This window comes from Streptomyces paromomycinus, from assembly GCF_003865155.1.
Lineage (GTDB): Bacteria > Actinomycetota > Actinomycetes > Streptomycetales > Streptomycetaceae > Streptomyces > Streptomyces chrestomyceticus.
On record NZ_BHZD01000001.1, the window covers coordinates 259089 to 280399 of the forward strand.

The 21311-nt window shown below is 72.8% G+C and carries 13 protein-coding genes and 1 pseudogene; 11 read left to right on the forward strand and 3 right to left on the reverse strand.

Annotated elements, in window-relative coordinates:
* Window positions 1-7: 7 nt before the first annotated feature.
* The 3 genes and pseudogenes from OEIGOIKO_RS42280 to OEIGOIKO_RS00945 all read left to right on the forward strand — a co-directional run.
* Window positions 8-2599 (forward strand): annotated as a pseudogene (locus OEIGOIKO_RS42280) (type I polyketide synthase); the annotation flags it as partial.
* Window positions 2596-3876, forward strand: coding sequence for a cytochrome P450 (locus tag OEIGOIKO_RS00940; RefSeq protein WP_125050881.1), 1281 nt, complete (start codon window positions 2596-2598; stop codon window positions 3874-3876). The pseudogene OEIGOIKO_RS42280 and the gene OEIGOIKO_RS00940, both read left to right, overlap by 4 nt.
* Window positions 3873-5447 carry an FAD-binding oxidoreductase gene (locus OEIGOIKO_RS00945; protein WP_170251462.1) on the forward strand — a complete coding sequence of 525 codons (1575 nt, stop codon included), beginning with the start codon at window positions 3873-3875 and terminating at the stop codon, window positions 5445-5447. Before OEIGOIKO_RS00940 ends, OEIGOIKO_RS00945 begins: the two co-directional genes overlap by 4 nt.
* Before the next feature lie 540 nt (window positions 5448-5987).
* Here the strand turns inward: OEIGOIKO_RS00945 and OEIGOIKO_RS00955 are convergent.
* A complete protein-coding gene (locus OEIGOIKO_RS00955; protein WP_125050885.1) occupies window positions 5988-7511 on the reverse strand; it encodes a chitinase in 1524 nt (507 codons plus the stop codon).
* A 315-nt stretch (window positions 7512-7826) separates the two neighbouring features.
* Between OEIGOIKO_RS00955 and OEIGOIKO_RS41320 the strand changes: the two genes are divergently transcribed.
* Window positions 7827-7994 (forward strand): nuclear transport factor 2-like protein, encoded by a 168-nt coding sequence (locus OEIGOIKO_RS41320; protein WP_170251464.1) that lies wholly within the window; start codon window positions 7827-7829, stop codon window positions 7992-7994.
* Window positions 7995-8061: 67 nt separating this feature from the next.
* Here the strand turns inward: OEIGOIKO_RS41320 and OEIGOIKO_RS00960 are convergent, their stop codons facing one another.
* Window positions 8062-8334, reverse strand: a complete 273-nt coding sequence (locus tag OEIGOIKO_RS00960; protein ID WP_125050887.1) for a hypothetical protein — start codon at window positions 8332-8334, stop codon at window positions 8062-8064.
* Window positions 8331-11561 carry a non-ribosomal peptide synthetase gene (locus OEIGOIKO_RS00965; RefSeq protein WP_125050889.1) on the reverse strand — a complete coding sequence of 1077 codons (3231 nt, stop codon included), beginning with the start codon at window positions 11559-11561 and terminating at the stop codon, window positions 8331-8333. The genes OEIGOIKO_RS00960 and OEIGOIKO_RS00965 overlap by 4 nt, the downstream gene beginning before the upstream one ends.
* Window positions 11562-12854: 1293 nt before the next feature.
* Here OEIGOIKO_RS00965 and OEIGOIKO_RS00975 point away from each other — a divergent pair.
* The 7 genes from OEIGOIKO_RS00975 (at window position 12855) to OEIGOIKO_RS01005 (ending at window position 21235) form a co-directional block, all read left to right on the forward strand.
* On the forward strand, window positions 12855-13520 hold the full coding sequence (locus tag OEIGOIKO_RS00975; RefSeq protein ID WP_125050893.1) for a hypothetical protein: 666 nt from the start codon (window positions 12855-12857) through the stop codon (window positions 13518-13520).
* Between the two features lie 44 nt (window positions 13521-13564).
* The gene (locus OEIGOIKO_RS00980; protein WP_125050895.1) at window positions 13565-14824 is read left to right on the forward strand and encodes an FAD-dependent oxidoreductase; all 1260 of its coding nucleotides are present in this window, start codon (window positions 13565-13567) and stop codon (window positions 14822-14824) included.
* Complete coding sequence (locus tag OEIGOIKO_RS41325; protein ID WP_170251466.1) at window positions 14821-15621, forward strand: HisA/HisF-related TIM barrel protein; 801 nt, start codon at window positions 14821-14823, stop codon at window positions 15619-15621. Before OEIGOIKO_RS00980 ends, OEIGOIKO_RS41325 begins: the two co-directional genes overlap by 4 nt.
* Window positions 15618-16637: a zinc-dependent alcohol dehydrogenase family protein gene (locus OEIGOIKO_RS00990; RefSeq protein ID WP_125050900.1), complete on the forward strand. Its 1020-nt coding sequence runs from the start codon at window positions 15618-15620 to the stop codon at window positions 16635-16637. The genes OEIGOIKO_RS41325 and OEIGOIKO_RS00990 overlap by 4 nt, the downstream gene beginning before the upstream one ends.
* A 91-nt stretch (window positions 16638-16728) precedes the next feature.
* Window positions 16729-19884 carry an amino acid adenylation domain-containing protein gene (locus OEIGOIKO_RS00995; RefSeq protein WP_125050902.1) on the forward strand — a complete coding sequence of 1052 codons (3156 nt, stop codon included), beginning with the start codon at window positions 16729-16731 and terminating at the stop codon, window positions 19882-19884.
* A 405-nt stretch (window positions 19885-20289) separates the two neighbouring features.
* Entirely contained in the window at window positions 20290-20814 is a 525-nt protein-coding gene (locus tag OEIGOIKO_RS01000) for a SigE family RNA polymerase sigma factor (RefSeq protein WP_125050904.1), read from the forward strand.
* On the forward strand, window positions 20807-21235 hold the full coding sequence (locus tag OEIGOIKO_RS01005; RefSeq protein WP_125050906.1) for a hypothetical protein: 429 nt from the start codon (window positions 20807-20809) through the stop codon (window positions 21233-21235). The genes OEIGOIKO_RS01000 and OEIGOIKO_RS01005 overlap by 8 nt, the downstream gene beginning before the upstream one ends.
* The last annotated feature ends 76 nt before the right edge of the window (window positions 21236-21311 follow it).

Below are 21311 nucleotides of genomic sequence, written 5' to 3' on the forward strand. Positions count from 1 at the left end.
GCGGGTGACGGGCGACCTCCAGGCGGCCCGCGCCCGGGTGCGGGAACTGGAGGAGGACTCACGGGACGCCGTCGCCGTCATCGGCATGGGCTGCCGCTGGCCCGGGGGCGTCTCCTCCCCGGACGACCTGTGGCGGTTGCTCACCGGCGACACGGACGGCATCTCCGCGTTCCCGGACAACCGTGGCTGGGACGTGGCGGGGCTGTACGACCCCACGCCCGGCACACCGGGCCGTACCCATGTCCGTACCGGCGGGTTCCTGCACGACGCGGACCTGTTCGACGCGGAGTTCTTCGGCATCGACGATGCCGAGGCGACCATGATGGACCCGCAGCAGCGGCTGCTGCTGGAGACCGGCTGGGAGGCGATGGAGGACGCCCGGATCGACCCGCGCACCCTGCGCGGCAGCGACACCGGTGTGTTCCTCGGCATGGCGCGGCAGCCGTACGGGGACACGGTCGACGCCTTTCCCGAAGACGGCGTCGGCCACCGGATGACCGGCTCGATCACGAGCGTGGCCGCCGGCCGGCTCTCCTACACCTTCGGGTTCGAAGGGCCGAGTACGGCCCTGGACGCGGCCTGCGCCTCGGGGCTCGTCGCCCTGCACCTGGCCCGGCAGTCGCTGCGCAACCGGGACTGTTCGCTGGCGCTCGTCGGCGCCGCCACGGTCATGGCGGACGCGGAGATCTTCCTGGAGTACAGCAGGCAGGACGCGATGGCGCCGGACGGCCGCTGCAAGTCGTTCTCCGCGGCGGCCGACGGCGCCGGGTGGGCGGACGGTGTGGGGGTCGTCCTGCTGGAACGGCTCTCGGACGCGGTACGCAACGGCCGCCGCGTCCTGGCCGTCGTCCGCGGCAGCGCCGTCAACCACGACGGTGCGAGCAACGGCCTGACCGCGCCGAACGGCCCGTCGCAGCAACGGATGATCCGCAAGGCGCTGGCCGACGCCCGGCTGTCGCCGGGCCGGATCGACCTGGTCGAAGGGCACGGTACGGGCACGCCGCTCGGCGACGCCATCGAGGCCGACGCGCTGCTCGCCGCGTACGGGGCGGAGCGCGACCGGCCGCTGTGGCTGGGCTCGGTCAAGTCCCACCTCGGGCACCCGCAGGCGGCGGCGGGAATGGCCGGGCTCATGAAGGTGGTACTGGCGCTGCGCCACGGTACGCTGCCGCCGTCCCGGTACGCGGACCGGCCGGCCGAGACGGTGGAGCGGTCCCCCGGTGCCCTCCGGCTGGTGGCGCGGGCGGCACCGTGGCCGGAGACCGGACAGCCGCGCCGGGCGGCGGTGTCGGCCTTCGGCGTCAGCGGCACCAACGTCCACACGATCCTGGAACAGGCACCCGAACAGACACCGGAACCGGCCGGTACGGCGCCCGGCGCGGAGCCTGGCGACCGTGCGGTGCCGTGGGTGCTCTCGGGCCGTACGCCCGGTGCCCTGCGTGACCAGGCGCGGCGGCTGCTGGCCGATCTGGCGGCGCGGCCCGGCCGGTCCGTCCGGGACATCGGCTGGTCACTGGCGCTGACCAGGGCATCCTTCGCGCACCGCGCCGCAGTGCTCGGCGACGACCGGGACGCGTTGACGGCGGGACTGCGTGCGGTGGCGGACGGGCGGGCCGGAGCCGGGGTCGTCCGGGGCGGCTCCGGCGGCCGGCGGCAGATCGTCTTCGCTTTCCCGGAGTACGGCGGAGCGGCGGACCGGGACGCCTGGGCGGAGCTGGTGGCCACCCTGCGCGACCGGTCGCCCGGCTTCTCCGCCCTGTACGAGCGGTGTCGTACGGCTGCGGAGGCGTCGCTCTCCGATGCGGCGGACACCCAAGTGGACACCCAAGTGGACGCCCAGGTCGACGATCAGGTGACGGCGTACGCCGCGATGGCGGCCCTCGCCAACCTGTGGCGGTCCAGCGGCGTGCGCCCGGCCGCCGTCGTCGGTGACGGGCTCGGGGAGATCGCCGCGGCCTGCGCCGTGGGGGCGGTACGGCCGGAGGACGGCGCGCGGATGGCCGCGCTGCGCGGCAGCGGCGGCGATCCCGGCGCGGCGGCACCGGCCGTCGCGGAGACGGACGCCGCCTTTTGGTACTCCGCCGGTCAGGCCACCGAACTCGTCCTCGGTACGGTGCCGGCCGGGCACTGGCGGTCCGCCCCGGCAGGCTCCGAAGCGCTGGAGAAGGCGTGCGCGCAGTGGGACGGCCCACTCGTGATCTGGTTCGGGGTGCCTGGTGGCGCGGAGTTCGGGGTGCCTGGTGACGCGGAGTCCGGGGTGCCTGGTGGTACGGAGGCGGACGCGTCGGCCGACGTTCCGGACCGGCCGGGTGCGGCAGTCGTGATTCCCGGCGCCCACCATCGGGACGCGGCCGACCCGCTGCTGCCGGGCCTGGCGACGGCGTTCGCGTACGGCGCGTCCCCGGACTGGCGAGCGGCGTACGACGGCACCGGCGGCCGGGCGGTCTCCCTGCCCACGTACGCCTTCCAGCGCCGCGGCTACTGGCTCGGCCGCGACGACCGCGAGGGCCCTGACATCCCCGAGGGCCACGACGACCGTGACAGCCGTGACGACCGGCACGCCGGTGCTGCGGCCCCCGGGCCGGTGAGCACCTCATGACCGGCGCCCCGTCCACCACGACCGGCACGCCCTTCACCGGCGTCTTCTGGGCCGCCCGGGCCGCCGAACAGGAACAGGTCTTCCGCGAGCTGCGGCGACGACCGCCCTCCTGGCACCCGCTCGTCGCCGAGGCCGGTGTGCTGTCCGCCAAGGAGGGGGACGGGTTCTGGGCGGTCGTCCGGCACGCGGACATCCTCGAAGTGAGCCGCGACCCGGCGGCCTTCTGCTCCGGGCGCGGCATGCTGCTCGACGACTTCCCGCCGGAGATCCTCCAGGCGACCCAGTCCTTCATCGCCATGGACGATCCGCGCCACGCCCAGTTGCGGCGGCTGGTGGTCGCGGCCTTCACGCCCCGGCGCCTGGCGGCCGTCAGGGAGCAGATCGCCGCCCAGGCCCGGCAGATCGTGGACGGTCTCCTCGCCACCGGCGACTGCGACTTCGTGGCCCAGGTCTCCCGCCGTCTGCCGGTGTGGACCATCGCCGAGATGATGGGGGTACCGGCGTCGCTCCACGACGAACTGGCCGCGGCGGCCGACGTCCCGCTGTCGGTCCACGAGGAGTCCGTGCACCGGGGCCGCGATCCGATGCGGGTGGTCGCCGAGGCCGTCGAGTTCGTCACCGGCATCGGCACCGGCCTGGCCCGGGCCCGGCGCCGCCGGCCGGCCGACGACCTGATGACCAGCCTGGTGCAGACGGAGATCGACGGTGCCCGGCTGACCGACCGGGAGATCGGCGCCTTCTTCAATCTCCTGGTCACCGCGGGCTTCGACACGACGCGCAACACCATCAGCCATACGGCGCTGGCGCTCACCGCCCACCCCCGGCAACGGGAGCTGCTCCGGGCGGACTTCCCGGGGCTGGCGAAGACGGCGGTGGAAGAGTTCGTGCGCTGGGCCACCCCGGTGCTGACATTCCGGCGCACCGCCACGCGGGACGTGGAGCTGGGCGGCGCGCGCATCGCCGAGGGGGACAAGGTCGTCCTGTTCTACCTGTCGGGCAACCGGGACGAGCGGGTGTTCACCGACCCCCGCGCCTTCGACGTCCGGCGCTCGCCCAACCCGCACGTGGGCTTCGGCGGTGGCGGGCCGCACCACTGTCTCGGCGCCGTCGTGGCGCGTACGCAGCTGACCGAACTCTTCGGTGAACTGCTGCGCCGGGTGCCGGATTTCGAGGTGGGAGACGCCTCCTACCTGCACAGCAATTTCGTCCACGGCATCACGCGCCTGCCGTGCGCGCTGCCGCGTGGACACCGGAACCGAACGGGAGCAGAGCGTTGAGCGACACAGCAAGCCGTACGCACGAGAGTGCGGGGCCGCGGCACACCGGCGACGGCACCGTGGTCAAGCCGGGCGACCCCCGGTACGCCGACCTGATCTCCGGCACCAACCAGCGGTTCATCGGCAGCCCGGAACGCATCAGGCTGATCACCTCCACGGCCGACGCGGTGCACGCCGTGCAGGAGGCCGTGCGCGAGGGCAAGCGCATCGCGGTGCGCAGCGGAGGGCACTGCGTCGAGGACTTCGTGTGCAACCCGGACGTGGAGGTCGTGCTCGACATGACGCGGATGTCGCGCATCGAGTTCGACCACGCGCGCCAGGCATTCGCCGTGGAGAGCGGCGCGCTGCTGTTCAACGTCTACGAGCAGTTGTACCGGCGCTGGGGCGTCGTCATTCCCGGCGGCATCTGCTATTCGGTCGCCGTCGGCGGCCATGTCTGCGGCGGCGGATACGGCATGCTGTCGCGCACCCTCGGGCTGACGGTGGACCACCTGGAGGCCGTCGAGGTGGTCTGCGTCGACGCCCAGGGCAAGGCGTACAGCGTGGTGGCGAGCCGGGACCCGGACGACCCGAACCACGATCTGTGGTGGGCCCACACCGGTGGCGGGGGCGGCAACTTCGGGCTGGTGACGCGTTACTGGTTCCGTACGCCCGGCCGTACCGGTACCGACCCGTCGCAGCTTCTGGTCGCCCCGCCCGCCAAGGTTCTGTTCGGCCAGACAGCCATCCCCTGGGACCGGCTGTCGGAGGCGGACTTCCGCCGGCTGCTCCTGAATTACGGTGCCTGGAGCGAGCAGAACAGTGCGCCTGGCTCGCCGGGCGCGGAAGTCTCCAGTGTTCTGGTGCTCAACCACCGTGCCGGCGGACCGGTGGCACTGGTCAGCCAGATCGACGCGGAGCGGCCCGGTGCGCGGGACCGGCTGCGCGGCTTCCTCACCGCGCTGGTCGAGGGCACTTCCGTCCAGGGCGATCCCACCGTCACCGAAGCCGTCCAGGAACTGACCTGGCTCCAGGCCAACCGGCACCTCGTCACCATCATCGGCAACCAGCCGATCCCCTCGGTCCGCGGCGCCACCAAGTCCGCGTACCTGCGCACCAATTACTCCACCGATCAGGCCGCCACCATGTACCGGCATCTGAACCGTCCCGACGTGCACAGCCCCGGCGCGATCGTGATGCTGATGCCCTTCGGCGGGCAGATCAACGCGGTGTCCCCGGACGCCACCGCCTCCGCGCAGCGCGACTCGGTCATCAAGATGCGGATCGAGAACTGGTGGGTGAACCCGGCGGACGACGCGTCGAACATCGGCTGGACGCGAGAGATCTTCCAGGACCTGTTCGCGGACACCGGTGGCGTGCCCGTACCGGACTCCGCCACCGACGGCTGCTACATCAACTACGCGGACGCCGACATGACCGACCCGGAGTTCAACCGGTCCGGCGTCCCCTGGCCGGCTCTCTACTACAAGGACAACTATCCGCGTCTGCGCAGGGTCAAGGGACGCTGGGACCCGCGCAACGTGTTCCGGCACCGGATGAGCGTCGAACCGCCGGCCGCGGCGTTCCGGTGACGTGGCACCGGCGTCGGCGAACGGCAGCACCTCGCGCATGGTTCTGCTGATCAGGCACACGGAGCAGAGCTACTGGATCAGCCTGACCCGTTCGACGGCACCGTCCGCATACCGGCGCCGGCCACCAGGATTCCGGGAGCAATGGAGCAAGTCCTGCTGCTGCCGCAGGCCGGAAGATCAGCTACAGCCGTCTGCCGACGACGCCGCTCGCACAGGGCGAGGTCCTCGGCAAGTCGGAAGCACTTGTGGACGACGGCAGGCTGACGGGAAGCGCGAACCTCGACGCGTCGCGCGCGGAGTTTCCCGTCCTGTTGCGCTTCGACCGCTGGCTGGCAGGCCCTGGTGCGGGCCTCCTCGTCGAGGCGCTGCACGGTCCATCACCTGCTGGCCCTTGAAGACGGGCTCCGATCGACCTGGTCGGCCCTCGTTCGCTCCGCCCCCGGGTGCCGGGCATCCGGGGACGGAGCTTCGCGCGAAGCCGGTCAGCAGCGGCCGGTCAGCAGTAAGCCGGTCAGCGGGAGTCGCTCAGCAGGAGGCCGGTCAGCAGGAGCCGAGGTCCTGCCAGACACCCCACTCGCCCGTGGTGCCGGGCTCTTCGCCCGTCGTCCACCACTTGGCCTTCCAGGTGTGCCCGCGGTGCGCGACCTGCTGGCCGGCGGTGTAGACCGTGCCGGTGGCCCAGGGTGCGGCCGTGCACTGGCCGCCGCTGCCGCCGGTGACGGTCAGGGCGTAGGCCGCCGTGTGGCTGCCGGAGGGGCCGGTGCCGGTGACGGTGATGCGATGCGTGCCGGACGGCGTGGCGGCGGTCGTGGTGAGGGTCAGGGTGGCCGAGCCGCCCGCGGTGACGGAGTCGGGGCTGAGCGCGGCGGTGACGCCCGCGGGGACGCCGCTGACCTTCAGGTCCACCTTCTGGGCCGCGCCGGCGGTCACCGCGGTGCGCACCGTGGTGGTGGCCGTACCACCCGCCGTCACCGATCCGGCGGCGGGTGCCGCCGTGACCGAGAAGTCGTTCTGCGGGGTGCTGGAGCCACTGGTGAAGGGCGCGAAGATCCGGGTGAAGTCCCAGGTCTGCTGCTCGATGCCGGAGCAGTTGTCCGCGGCCGGGCCGCCGGGGCAGCTCCCGTTGTCGCGCTGCAGCGCCCAGAACGACAGGGTGTTGATCTTCTTGGCCTCGGCCCAGTCGTAGACCTGCCGGGCGTTGGCCAGGGTGAAGGTCTCGGCCGGGCCGAAGTCGTCGACGCCGGGCATCTCGGTGACGCCGATCATGCTCCAGAGCTGGGCGTCGCTCTTGTCCGGGTAGAGCCGCGCGAGCTGGTCGTGCAGGCCCTGGGCGGCGGTCTCGGTGTCGCGTGCCATGTCGTGGGCGGCGTTGTCGTAGTAGTCGAACGTCATCAGGTTGACCACGTCGACCCGGGCGCCGTTCTGCACCGCGTTCTTCAGCAGGGCGACGCCGTTGGCGGCGGGGCCGCGGGTGGTCGTCGGCAGGGTGTAGGAGATTTCGAGCTTCCGGTTGTTGGCTGCCGCCCAGTCCTGTACGAGTTTGATCGCCTTGTTCCGCCGGTCGATGCCCGCGGTGTTGTCCAGCGCGTCGACTTCGATGTCCATGTCGAGTCGGCTGATGTCGTAGGTCGTGACGACCTTCTGGTACGCGGCGGCGATCTGCTGGACGTCGGTGCAGCTGTCGGCGATCTCGGTGCCGGTGGTGTCGGCGGTGTACCCGCCGAACGAGGGGATGGCGTCACCGCCCCTGGCCTGCAGGGTCTTGATGTCGTCACCGAAAGTGGCCGGGGAGATCGGCATGCTGGTGCTGCCGTTCCACAGGGGCGTGCAGGAGCCCTTGGCGGCCGTCTGGATGAACGCCATCGTCAGGTGCTTGGCACCCGACTCGGCGGACATCGCGGCGGGGCTCTGGCCGGTCCAGGATTCGAAGTAGGGGGCGAAGACCTGGGCCGGGAGGGGTGTGGCCGCCGCCGCGGTGCCGGTGCCGGTGCCGGCGAAGCCGAGCGCGGTGGCCGCGGTGAGCGCGGCGGCGAGGGCCGCCCGTAAGGGGTGCTTGCGTCTCATGTCCGTTCCGTCCAGCCGAAGGGGGTGTCCAGCTCGCCCCGTGCGTGCGGTGCACGGGACGGGGAAGAAAGTCCCCCTGAGAGCACGAACATGTCAATGGTCTGGACCAAACTAGGACTAGACCAATCACCGTCGAGGGGGCCGGTGCGCCCCGGAAGCGCCTGTTCTTCCACGCCGGAAGGCCCCGTAATGGGGCTGGTCCGGTGCGCTCCCGCCGAAGGCGGGCGGCCGTCCCCGCCACGATCGGCAAGGTGCGGCCGCTGTTCGACGGCGGGCTGCGCTTCCGTAGCCGGGGGGCTGTACGGGGGCGGGGCGGTGACCGTGGTCGAGATGGACGGGGTCGCCACGGCGAAGGACGGAATCCCCTACGACCCGTTCTACGTCTGGGTGTGCCGCTTCGAGGGCGAGACCATCGTCGAGGTGAACGCGTACATCGGCTCCGCGGCGGTCAACGACATCCTGGAGCGGCTGTCTCCCGAGTGACCGGCCGGTCCGACCGGTCAGTGTGACCGGCCGGCCTGACCGGTCAGTGTGACGCCGGTCTGACCGGTCAGCGGCGTACCGCCCCGGCGATCAGGCGCACGGTGTCGTACGGCCGGGTGAAACAGGCGAAGTGGTCGCCGGGCACCGTGGCCAGGGTGATGTCGTCCGCCGCGTAGTCCTGCCACGCCGCGGCGGCCGCCGCGTCGAGGCCCGGGTCATGGGCGGCGCGGATCACGGTGACGGGCCACGGGGCCCGCCGGGCCCGGCGCGGATCATGGTGACGGGCCACGGGGCCCGCCGGGCCCGGCGCGGGGGCCCCGGCGGGGTGCGTGCCGGTCATCCGTCCGCCGTCCCGTCGTCCGGTGCCGTCCGCCCCGGTTGCTGCGGCCGGCCGATCAGCTCCGCCATCGCGGCCACGGTGGAGGCTTCCAGGAGCGTGCGCAGGGGGACGCGTCGGCCGAAGCGCGCGCGGAGGGCGGAGGCGAGCCGCATGGCGCGCTGGCTGTCGCCGCCCAGGTCGACGAAGCGCTCGTGCCGGGAGGAGACCTCGCGGCCGAGGACGGCCGACCACTCTTCCGCGACGGCCTGTTCCCCCGCGCCGCGTGGAGGCTCGCCGGGGACGGGGGTGGGTTCCGGGGCGTCCCAGGCGGCGAGGCGTCCGCGGTCCACCTTGCCGTTGCCGTCGAGCGGGAGTTCGTCCAGCAGCAGGTAGTGGTCGGGCCGGGCGAAGGAGGGCAGCCGGGTGCGGGCGTGCTCCCGTACGGACGTCTGGTCGAGGGTGTCGGCGACGGGCAGGAGGTACGCGATCAGCCGGCGGGCGGGGCCCTGTCCGGTGACCACGGCGACGGCGCGGGCGACCTGGTGGTGGGAGGCGAGGGCGGCCTCGATCTCGCCGACTGCGATGCGATACCCGTTGATCTTGACTTGATGGTCGGTGCGCCCCAGGAACTCCAGGACGGCTCCCGGCCGGTAGCGTCCCAGGTCGCCGGTGCGGTACCAGCGGGCCCCGGCGTGGTGGACGAAGCGCCGGGCGGTCTGTTCGGGGGCGGCCCGGTAGCCGCGGGCGACTCCCACGCCGCCGATCCACAGTTCGCCGGTCACCCAGTCCGGGCAGTCGCGCCCCCGGCCGTCCACGACACGGTAGCGCTGGTTGCCCAGCGGACGGCCGTAGGGCAGCGAAGACCAGCCGTCCTCGGCACCGTCCGCCTCGAAGTAGTTGGAGTACACGCTGCCTTCGGTGGCGCCCCCGCAGGCGACGAAGCGGCAGCCGGGCACCAGGGCGCGCAGCCGCGCGGGCAGATCGGTGCCGATCCAGTCCCCGCCGGTGAGCACCAGCCGCAGCGTGTCCGGCGGCGGACCGTCCTCGGCGGCGGTGATCAGCGCGTCCAGAAGGCCCGGCACCGAGTGCCAGACCGTGACGCGGTGGGCGCGGACCAGGCGGAGCCACGCCTGTGGGTCGCGGGCCTCCCCGGGGGCGGGTACGACGACGGCTCCCCCGGCCGCCAGCGGCCCGAAGATCTCGTAGACGGAGAGGTCGAAGTCGAGTGCGGAGACGGCGATGCCGCGGTCGTGGCGGCCGACGGCCCAGCGGTGGTTGATGTCGTCGACGGTGTTGACCGCCGAGCGGTGGGTGATCTCGACGCCCTTGGGGCGGCCGGTGGAACCGGAGGTGAAGATGATGTAGGCAGGGGCGGAGACGCTGGTGGTCACGGGGCGGCGCAGCGGTGTCGTCGCATGAGTGTCCTGCCAGGTCAGCTGGTCGACCGGGGGCAGCCGGCCGGCGGCGGGCCGCGGACCGGCGGAAAGCCGCGGGCCCGGCGGCGGCGCGCCCGGCGCGTCCGCGTCGGTGATCTCCTTGCGCACCCCGGCGATACGGAGGATGTCCGTACGGCGTCGCTCGGGCTGTTCGGTACCGATGGGCACGTAGCAGCCTCCCGCGGCGAGGACGGCGAGCGCCACGCGGATCTGGTCGGGCACGGTCTTCAGGCAGACGGCGACCGGCTCGCCGGGGCGCAGGCCGCGGTGCCGCAGCAGGGCGGCCATGCGCAGGGCGTCGTCGGCGAGGGCGCCGCGGGTGACGGTGCCCTCGGCGCAGAGCAGTGCGGGGCGTCCGGGGTCGGCGGCGGCCAGTTCGAAGAAGCGCTGGTGCAGCAGGTGACCGCTCTCCGCCCGGTAGGTGGCGTTGGCCAGGTTGCGGGTCTGCTGTTGGGTGGCCGGCAGGTGGGACGGGGGCGGCTGGTTCCAGTCCTGGTCGCACAGGGCGGTCAGCAGGTCGCCGCCCAATTCGGTCATCGCCGCCGGGAGCCCGGCGGGGAAGAGGCCGTCGGCCAGGTCCCAGGCGAGGCAGACGCCGCCGAAGTGCTTGACTGCCAGGCAGTCCAGCCATACCTGCGGGGACTGGGTGATCATCCATACGAGCGGGCCGAAGCAGCGCTCGAAGCACGCCGGGATCAGGTCCGCGTCCAGCAGGTTGGTGTAGACGGCCCCGGCGGGCGGGAGCCCTTCGCCGCGTGCGCGGGCCAGTTCCCTGAGCCCGGCCGGCCCGGCGGCGAACTGCTGTCGGCGGGCCGTACGCCGTTCCTGGTCGACGGTGTGCACCAGTTCCCGGAGCGTGGCGGCCCCGGAGACGTCGATACTGGCCGGCCGCAGGCGGGTGAAGTCGCCGGCCACGGGCTCGGCACCGGAACGGGACGCCAGGCGCGGGAACTCCGGCAGACTGACGATGAAGTCGTCGTCGGTACTGAAGCGGCCCAGAGTGTGCGCGAAGGCGGCCAGGAGTACGGAGTCCGGTTCCAGGCCCTCGGCGTGCGCTCTGGCGCTCATCCGCCGCCATCGCGGGGCCGGGACGGTCAGGACCCGCCGGCTGAAGCGCGCGCCGGTCACCGTCTCCGGGTCGGCGGTCAAAGGCAGTGCGGGGGGAGCCAGGCTGCGGCCGTCCAGCCGCTGTCGCCAGGCGCCCAGGTCCATGTCTGGCGGGGCGTGGGTTTCATGGCACTGCCGGGCGAAGATGTCGTAGTGCGGCGCCGGCGGGGCGGCTCCGCCGTAGAGGCGGGCGAGGTCGGTCAGCAGGACGCCGATACTGGGCGGGTCGGCGGCCAGCAGGTCCACGTCGATGTGCAGGCGGCTGTCCGTGCCGGACAGCAACGTCAGCCGTACGTCGAGCACCTGCCCGCGTGCCACGTCCAGCCGCTGGCCCGACATCTGTGCACGGACGGCGGCCAGTGTCCGTGCCTGCTCCTCGGCGCCCATGGCGGTGAGGTCCCGGACGAGGAGGCGGGCGGTGGGGGCGCCGAGCAGGGTGGCGGTCCCGTCGTCGCCGGGGAAGGCGGTACGCAGCGGCGGGTGCCGCTCCTGGAGGCGGGTGACGGCGTCGCGCAGCCGTGCCGGGTCCACCGCCGTACCGTCGAACTCGAAGTACATGTGGCAGGCCACGCCGCCCAGCGGTGCCGTGTCCTCGCGGCCGAGGCGGTAGGCGGACTGGACGGAGGTCAGCGGGATCTTCCGGCCCGGTCCCGGGCCGGGTTGCTCCCTTCCCCGCGGCGCGCTGTTCCTGTTGCCGGTTGCCATCGGTGGCCTTCTCCTTTCGTACGGCTTGCTCGCGTACCGCGATGGGTGTCCGGGGGTCGTTCCGTGGTCAGCCGCGGGCTTCCCGTGTCGCGGCCGTGATGATCTGCGTGGCCTGTACGGCCTGCTCGTCCGAGATGGTCAGCGGCGGCATGATGCGCAGGCAGTTGCCGAAGGTGCCGCCCACGCCGACCAGCAGCGCCAGTACCCGGCACTGTGCGGTTCGCCGCCGGCGAGGTGGATGCGCACGTACTTGTTGCCGTACAGCAGCCAGAACTGACCGTGCTGATCCGGGACCGGGACCGCCGCGTCGATGCGGACGGACACGAGGGTCTCCTTTCTGAGAGGGGTGCGCCCGCGCTCCGGTCTCCGCCGGCCGGCGGCGAACGGCACCTGTCGAACGGCACATGTCGCGGCGGCTGCGGAGGATTTCCGCCGGGCGTGCACCACGTTGATGGGCAGACGTCTCCCGATTCACCCGGTGCGGCACCGTTGTCGGCACACCGGGCGACGGCGCCGGCAGGCAGAAGGCACGGTCGACCGCGCGCCGTGGCGTTGTTCGCCGTGCCGATCACGGTTCGCGGTTTCCTGGCGCCACTGCCGCCGCTGCCCGGGGTCCGCGGACGGTGCGAGCGGTCCGGAGGAGTGGGAAGAGGAGACTCCGGCTCTGCTCCGCCATCATCTTCAGCCGTTTCGGCAGTTGTCCAGGCAGGGCGGAGGGCCTTCCATGCAATGCATCTTTCACACACCTGAAACCCGGCCAATCCCTGCCGTCCCCTCAGGGAGAACGCGGTCCCCGCAGCACCCGGCGGACCCAGTTCTTCGCCCGTACGCCGACCGTTGCGAGGGGTACCTTTCAGCCGCCATACACCGGTGGCAGTTACCAGGAGGAAGAATTGGCCGGTTCTCCGCCTCGGCCGCCCCACTGCGGGGGCTGACAGATCACTTTCGCCGTCCGGCGAACGCGTCCGGTATCGGCTCGGCGCGCTGACTCGTTTTCGGCATCAGCAACCTCGTGCCGCACAGCGACAGAAGAACGGGGAATTTCCTGTGCCGGGATTGTTTCCGCGTGCACGCTGTTGCGTCCTTTTACGGACAAGCGGAGATCACCTGCGATGTTCAAGGTTTTCGGGGGTACGCCACCCTTAGCCCTCGACAGAACGAAGGGGCATGACGCCGGTGCCCGAGGTTTCCTCGACACCGTCGACCGTCACCCTCACAAAAAATTCCGATCTTCGCGCGCCGTGAATCCGCACGGCGCGAAACATCCGATGTCACGAAGGGAAATTACCGGCCATGGTCGATTCATCCCCCGTCACGTCCCGGAACCTCGCCGACGAACTCACCGCACGACGCGAGAAGGAACCGGTGGGCAACGCCCTGCTCGACGCCGCCGCCGACGGACGGCTGTCCGTCGACGCGTTGCGCCGCCTGGTCAGCACGGAAGCCCAGTGCCACCTGGCCGAACTCGGCGCCTACGGGACGGTGCTGGCCCGGTTCCCGCGCCGCCCGGCGGCGGACCTGAGCATCCGGCTCGCCCGGCTGGTCTACGACGCCCAGCCCAAACTCCAGGCATGTGCGCGTGACCTCGGCCTCGACGACCTGTACGGCAGCGACCGGCCGACGGAGCTCACCGGCTACACGTTCAACGGCGTCCTGAGCTGGGTGGCGGCACAAGGCAGCCAGGCCGCGTTCGCGCTGGCCTCCACCACCGACTTCCAGGTGTACTTCTCGGGCTGCGCCGAACTCGTCCGGCACATCAGGCGGACCGGCTTCGAAGCCCCGCAGTCCTTCCTCACCTACTACGAGGACGAAGTGCCGCAGGAGCTGACACAACTGGCCCTGGACGTGGTGCAGGACGGGCTCGACCGGGGCGACGACCCGCGCGACGCCGTGTTCTGCGCCCGGCTGCTGGAGGAGTCCATCGGCGACTTCTGGCGTACCGCCGCCGGGCCCGCCTGAGGAACCGGGCCAACCGGCCCCCACCCGAGAACCGAGGAGGCAGTATGCGGGTCGGCATCGCCGGAGCAGGAGCCGCTGGACTGGCCACCGCCTGGCTGTTGGACGGTGTCCACGACACGCTGGTGCTCGAAGCACGCGAAGACATCGGGGGCAACCTGCGGTCGGTCCACCTGCCCGGTGCCGCCGGGACACCCACCGCCCTGGACCTCGGCGTACAGGAGGTGCCTGGCGACGGGGTGACCGCACGCCTGGCGGAAGCCCTCGGCCTGGACGGCACGCAGTGGGACGAGGTGCCCGCCGGCCGCACCGTCGTCCGCGACGGCCCCCGCGCGGCGCGGGCGACCGACGGCCGCCCGCCCGCGCCGTGCCGCGCCACCGAGGACGCGGCGGGCGAGGCCGCGGAACTGCTGGCCGCGCACGCCGCCGCCTGGCAGCGGGACGAGCTCGCCTGGACCGTCCCGCTGGCGACGTTGGTGGAGCCCTGGGACCTGCCGCGGCACGTCAAGGACGCGGGGGTGTACGCCCTTCCCGCCTCGGTGTTCGGCTGCACCCTCCAGGACGCCCGGCGTCTGTCGGCCCGCGCCGTGGGGATGTTCTACGCCGACCCCGGCGACGGTGCCGATGCCCGTACGTACCGGCTGCGCGGTGGAATGCAGGCGCTGGCCTGGCAGTTGGCCCGCCGTTGCCGGTCGGTCCAGCTGCTGCCCGGAACCTCCTTGCGACGGATCCGCCGTACGGCGGGCCGCCTGGAAATGATCGATGCGCACGGTGCCCGGCACGCGGTGGACGCCGTGGTGCTGGCCCTGCCCGCCGAAGCGGCGCGGTGCGTGCTCGGCTCCCTCGGGGGCGCCGGCCGGGTCCGGGCGCTGCTGACCGCGTACACGTACCACGACCTGGTCTACGGCGTGCACGGCGACCCCTGTTACCTGCCCGCCGGACGGGAGCACTGGTCACCGTCGACCGTCACCGTGCACGGCCCGTGGGCGGAGACCACCGCGTGGCAGCGGCGCCCGGAAGGCGACCTGTTCGTCAGTCAGCTCACGCACCGCGACACGCTCCCCCGTTCCGTCCTGGCCTCCACCGCCTTCCGGACGCTGCAACCCACCCCGGAGATGCTCTCCGCCCAGGCCGAGCTGCTGTCCCTGCAAGGCGACGGCGGCGTGTACTTCGCCGGCCATGTCGCCACCCGGTCCGACGACCTGGACAGCGTCCTGGCGTCCGCGGCCGACGTCGCCCGCCGGCTGGCGCCCCGCAGTCCCCGCCCGGCGCACCTGCTGCGCCCCACCGGAAAGGAAACCCCGTGAACCAGCCCGTCTTCCGTGACCAGCGCGCCCATGTCGCCGACCTCGTGATCCCCTGTGTGGACGTGGCCGCCGGACGTACCACCGAACCGAGCCGTATCGCCGGTCTCGACGACCCCGGCGACGTCGCGTCCGTCGTCGCGGCGTACGCCGCGGGCAACGCCCGCAAGGTGTTCCTGGACGTCTTCGACCCGTGGGACGCCGTCGACTACCTCCCGTCGCTGCTGCGCCGACTCAAACAGACCGGCGTCAGCCTGCTGGTGTCCGTCGGGCACGGGCAACTGCCCTCCCTCCTGCACACCGGCGGCCTCTTCGAGGCCGGTGCGGACGTGCTGTCCGTGAGCACCGGCCTGATCGAGAAACCGGAGACCGTCCAGGCAGCCGTCCGGGAGTTCGGGGCCGAACGGCTGATGGGCGTCATCAACTGCCGCCGGACCGCGCCCGACCGGTGGAGTGCCTACACCCACGACGGCGAGCAGGACGCCGGCACCGGCGCCGTCGACGTGGCCAGGCAACTGGCCGGCCTGGACGTCGGAGCCATCCTCGCCAACAGCGTCGACCGCGAGGGCACCGGCCAGGGCTTCGACCTCGACCTGTGCCACGCCGTCGCCACCGCCTCCGGTCTGCCCGTCATCGCCTCCGGCGGCTGCGGCAGCCTGGACCACCTGCACGAAGCCCTCGACGCGGGCGACACGACGTACGTCCTGGTCAACAACATGCTGCACAAGGGGCAGCACAGCATGGCGGAGATCCGCGACCACCTGCTGGCCCACTCCTCGTTCCGCGCGACCGGCACATGAGCGCCGCGACCATGCGCCAGCTGGTCTTCGGCCGCTACGGCGACCCCGCCGAAGTGCTGCTCCTGCACCGCCGTCCGGTGCCCGAGCCGGGGCCGGGCGAGGTCCGGGTACGGATGCGGGTCAGCCCCGTCAACCCCTCCGACGTGCTCCTGGTGCAGGGGCGTTACGGGCGGCCCGCCGCCTTCTCCCCCGGGCTGCGGCCGGACGGGAACAGCTCGGCGTCCCCCGTGGGGTTCGAGGGCGTCGGTGTCGTCGACGCCGCGGGCCCCGGCGTGCCGTACCCGACGGGTACGCGGGTGGCGGTGTCGGCGCTGGGCACCTGGGCCGAGTACCTCGTCACGGACGCGGACGACGTCCTGCCCGTCCCCGCGGAACTCTCCGACGAGGCGGCCTGCCAGCTCACGATCAACCCGGTCACCGCCCACCTCCTCCTCGACGATCTCGGTCTGGAAGAGGGCGAGCTGCTCCTGCTGACCGCTGCCGCGTCCGCCGTCGGCCGGATGGTGCTCCAGCTCGCCGGCGGGCGGGGGTTGCGCTGTCTGTGTCTGGTGCGCGACAAACGGCACCGCCCGGCGTTGATGGCAACGGGCGCCGAAGCGGTCCTGGTCCAGGGGGAGGAACGTCTCGCCGAGCAGTTGGCGGCCCTCGCCGAGGGGCGCGGCATCGCCGCCGTACTGGACGCCGTGGGCGGCCCCACCGGGACGCTGGCGCTGCAATCCCTGCGCGACGGCGGGCAGTTCGTCAGTTACGGTCTGCTGTCCGGTGAGCCCCTCACCGTCGCGCCGGAGGAACTGATCTTCCGTGGCATCGCGATGACCGGCTTCTGGCTGCCCGAACGTCTCGGCCGGTGGGCCGCCCACCGCACCGACCGGCTGCTGCGCCAGGTCACCGGGCAGTTGCTCGACGGCCGCCTCAGCGTCCCCGCGGTCGAGCCCTACGACCTGGCCGACGCGGCCCGCGCCGTACGCCACTCGCAGTGCTCGGGCCGTACGGGCAAAGCCGTACTGACCAGCTGACCGGCCCCCTCCTCCGCGTCCTTCGCTCTCTCCTCCGCATCCCCCACACCCCCTCATCCCCGCATCCCTTCACTCCCGTACTGGACGAGCCATGAGCCGCGACCTCGATCACACCCCCGGCACCGGCCTCGACGCCACCCCCGAATCCGTCCCCGGATCCGTCCCCGAATCCGTCCCCGACACTGTCCGCGCCTGGAACGACACCGCGACCGACTACCCCCGCGACGCCACCGTTCCCCAGCTCTTCGCCGAACAGGCCCGCGCGCACCCCGACCGGACAGCCGTGGAGTGGAACGGCGGCTGCTGGAACTACCAAGAGCTGTATGCACGCGTCCGCCGCGCCGCCGCTCATCTGCGCTCCCGGGGCGTCCAGGACGGCGACACCGTGGCCGTCCTGCTGCGCCGCTCACCGGAGGCCGTCGTCGCGATCCTCGCCGTACTGGAAGCCGGCTGCGCCTACCTCCCCCTGGACCCCGGCGACCCCGCGGACCGGCTGGAGACGGTGCTGACCGGCGCCGGAGTACGGCGCTGCGTCACCACACCGGGAACCGCTCCGGAACCGGTACGCGAGCACTGCGCGCAGATCACCACCGACGACCTGAGCGACCACCCGCTGCCGGACTCCGGCGACCGCTGGGGACGGGACCGGCGCGCCACCGACCCCGCGTACGTGATCTACACATCCGGCTCCACCGGGGCGCCCAAGGGCGTCGTCTGCCCGCACCGCGGACCGGTCCGCCTGGTGAAGAACACCGACTGGCTGCAACTGGAACACACCGACCGGCTGCTGGCCACCACGGCGCTGACCTTCGACCTCTCCTGTCTGGAGCTGTTCGGCCCGCTGCTGAACGGCGCCTGTCTGGTCCTGCCCGAACCCGAGACCCTGCTGTCCGCCGACGCGCTGGAAACGGTGCTGCGGGAGCTGCGCATCAGTGTGCTGTGGCTGAGCGCGGGCCTGTTCCACCAGCACGCGGAAGCCAGTCCGCGGATGTTCGGCTCATTGCGCGCCCTGGTCGCCGGAGGTGACGCGCTCAATCCCTCCGCGGTACGCGCCGTCCTGCGCCACGGCCGGCCCGAACTGCTGATCAACGGCTACGGGCCGACCGAGGCGTCCTCCCTCGTCACCGCCCACCGCGTCGACGACCTGGCCCCGCACGCCGAGACCGTGCCGATCGGCCGACCGATCGCCAACGCCACCGCCTACGTCGTACGGGAGGACGGCCGCCTGGCCGCCCCCTGCGAGGACGGCGAGCTGTGGGTCGGCGGGGACGGTGTCGCCTGCGGTTACCTGGGCGACCCCGACCGGACCGCCGAGGTCTTCGTCCCCGACCGGTTCGGCGGTGACCCGGACGCCCGGCTCTACCGCACCGGCGACGTCGCCCGCCAACGCCGCGACGGCGTCCTGGAGTACCGGGGGCGCCGCGACCGGCAGGTCAAGATCCGCGGCTACCGGGTGGAACTGGACGAGATCGAACTGACACTGGCCCGCCATCGGGAGGTCCGCGAGGCGGCCGTGGACATCTTGGGCGACGGGCCGGGCCGGCACCTGGCCGCGGCGGCCGTGCCCACCCCGGGCGCGCAGGCCGAGGGACTGCCCCGGCGGCTCACCGCCTACGCCCGCGACCGGCTGCCCCCGTACATGGTCCCCACGCGGATCGCCACCGTCACGGAGATTCCCCTCAAGCCGAGCGGAAAGATCGACCGCGACCGGTTCCTGGAACTGGTGGCCCGGCAGAGCGACCGGCCACGCACCGGTGGCGAGCCGCCCCGCGGCGCCGCCGAGGAAGCCGTCGCCGACATCTGGACGCGACTGCTCGGCCTCGACCGGGTAGGGCGGGAGGACGAGTTCTTCGCCTTGGGCGGTACGTCGCTGCACGCCATTCAGGTCGTCACCGCCGTACGGGACCGCCTGGAGCTGCCCCCGGGCTCCGGCCGCGCACTCATCGGACATCTGCTGGACGGCCCTTCCCTGTCCGCATTCACCGCCCGCGCCACGGCGCTGCGCGACGGCGGCGACGGGACGGAGGCCACCGTGGATTTCGCCGCGGAGTCCCGCCTCGACGCCCGGCTGCGTTTCGACGCCCGGCCCGCCGCGACAGCCACCCCGCCCCGCTCGGTCCTGCTGACCGGCGGAACCGGCTTCCTCGGTGTCCACCTGATCGACCGGCTCGTCGACGCCGGGGTGCGACGGGTGCACTGCCTGACCCGCGCCGACGACCGGGACGCCGCCCATGCGCGCCTCGCCGCCCGGATGCGCCTCTACGGCCTGGACCCCTCCTGCTGCGACGACCGTCTGGTGCCCGTACCGGGCAGCCTGGAAGCCCCCCGTTTCGGCCTCACGCCCGCGGCCTGGGACGAACTGGCCCACGAGACGGACCTCGTCGTGCACGCCGGAGCCCAGGTCAACTTCGCCTACCCCTACGAAGCCCTGGCACCGGTCAACGTCACCGGCACCCGTACCGTCCTCGAACTGGCCGCCGCCCACCACCTCAAACCGGTCCACCACATCTCCACCGTCGCCGTCCTCGCCGGGTCCGGCGCCGCGGGCGTACGGCACCTCGGCGAAGGCGCGCCCCTCGCCCACCCCGACAAGATCTCCCAGGGCTACCCGGAGACCAAGTGGGTCGCCGAACGTCTCCTGGCCCAAGCCGCCGAACGCGGACTCCCGGTCGCCGTGCACCGCCCCCACGAGATCACCGGCACCCGGCAGCGCGGGGTGTGGAACACCGACACCCTGATGTGCGCCCTGTTCCGCACCATCGCCGAGACCGGCATCGCGCCGGACCTCCCCCTGCCGCTGGACTTCGTACCGGTCGACTACACCGCCCAGGCCGTCGTCCACATCCTCACCCACGAGAAGCCGGACGGCCGTACCTACCACCTGACCAACCCCCGCCCCGCGCGGCTGCCGCTCCTGACCAGCCGACTGCGCGCCATGGGATACCCGGTGGAAATCCTGAGCCACGACACCTGGCTCAGTCGCATGCGCGCATTGGTGGCCCGCCACCCCGACCACCCCGTCGCTCCCTACCTCCCGTTGTCCGCCGCCGGTCCGCAGGATCCGGAGCAGGCGGTCCGGGACCTGTACCTCACGGGCGCCGTCCCCGCGCTCGACCGCACCAACACCGCCCGCGCCGTGGACGACAGCGGCATCGAATGCCCACCCGTGGACGCCGCCCTGATCGACCTCTACCTGGGCTACTTCCGCGACAGCGGCTTCCTCGAACCGCCGCGCCGGAAGGAGTGAAACCGGCGACATCGGCAACCCCCGCGACACCCGCACACCGGCCGACGCCTTCCGGGCCGGTTTCCCGGCCGCGCACACCACGCCCTGAGCACCGCCGCCCACCGGGGTCACCGACAGGCTGACACGCTCACATGCGAGACTGGAGCGGACAGACACCCGGACGGGCCGAACCGCAGGCCGGCTGCGGTGCACGGCCGTCCGGTCACGAACCGTCCAGTCAGGCGACATGCCGCTCTCGCCCCGGCGACGCTCCGCGTCGCCGGGGCGAGGTGGTGTCCGGCATCCGCCCGCGCCGGCGGTCCGGCGGGCGGTGCGGCGTGCCACGCCTGCCCGCGCCGTGACGAGCGTCACGTCGTTTCCTCGTCCTGCGTGTCGACCGAACCGCGCCCGCGGGGCGTATGGCAGGTGAAGCGAGAGATCCGGGAGTGGCTGTTGACCGTCGAGGAGTTCGAAGAGTTCTACGCCCAGACGGTCGCGCGGCTCACGGGTCAGCTGTACGTGATGCTCGGCGACCTGCACGAGGCGCAGGACGTGGTGCAGGAGGCGTTCGTCAGGGGCTGGAGCCGGCGCCGGCAGCTCGACCGGAGCGGGCAGCCGGAGGCGTGGATCCGTACGGTCGCCTGGCGGCTGGCGGTCAGCCGGTGGCGGCGCCTGCGCCGGAGCACCGACGCGTGGCGGCGCAGCGGCGCCCCGCCCCATGTCGAGGGGCCGGGACCGGCGCAGGTCGCGCTGGTCGGTGCGCTGCGGGAACTGCCTGCCCAGCAGCGCCGCACCCTCACCCTGCACTACCTGTGCGATCTGTCCGTCGAACAGATCACGGGTGAGACGGGGCTGTCGGCGAGCACCGTCAAGACCCATCTGAGCCGCGGCCGCAAGGCACTCGCTGACCGTCTGCACGACCCGCACATCGAGGAGGCGCCCGGTGCCTGAGCCCCAGGACCCGCTGCGGTCCCTGTTCCAGGAAGCGGCCGAGTCCGGGCGGGACGGCATCGTCACCGCACCGGCGGGTGAGATCGCCGCGCGCGGGCGGCGGATGCGCCGGCGACGCGTCGCCGCGGTGGTGAGCGTGGTGTGTCTGGCCTTCGGTGGTGCCGCCACCACGGCCGCGCTGCTCTCCCGTACCCCGGCTCCGGTGGGTCCGGCCGGCCCGCCGCCCGCCCGGCCGTCCGCGGACCGGCAGCCGGCTTCCGTGGCCACGGCGCCCGGTTCCGCGTCCTCGCCCTCTCCGAAGTCCACGGCGAGCACCTCCGCGCCCCCGGAAGCCACGACCACCCCCTCCGCGCCTCCGGAAACCACCGCCACCGCTCCGTCCTCGGACGCCCCTCGGGAGACGGCCACCGAACCGCCCTGATCCGGCCCGCTCCGTCGTCCGGCACCCGGCGGACCGCCGCCGGGCGTCCAGGTCTGCCTGTCCACACCCTCAAGGA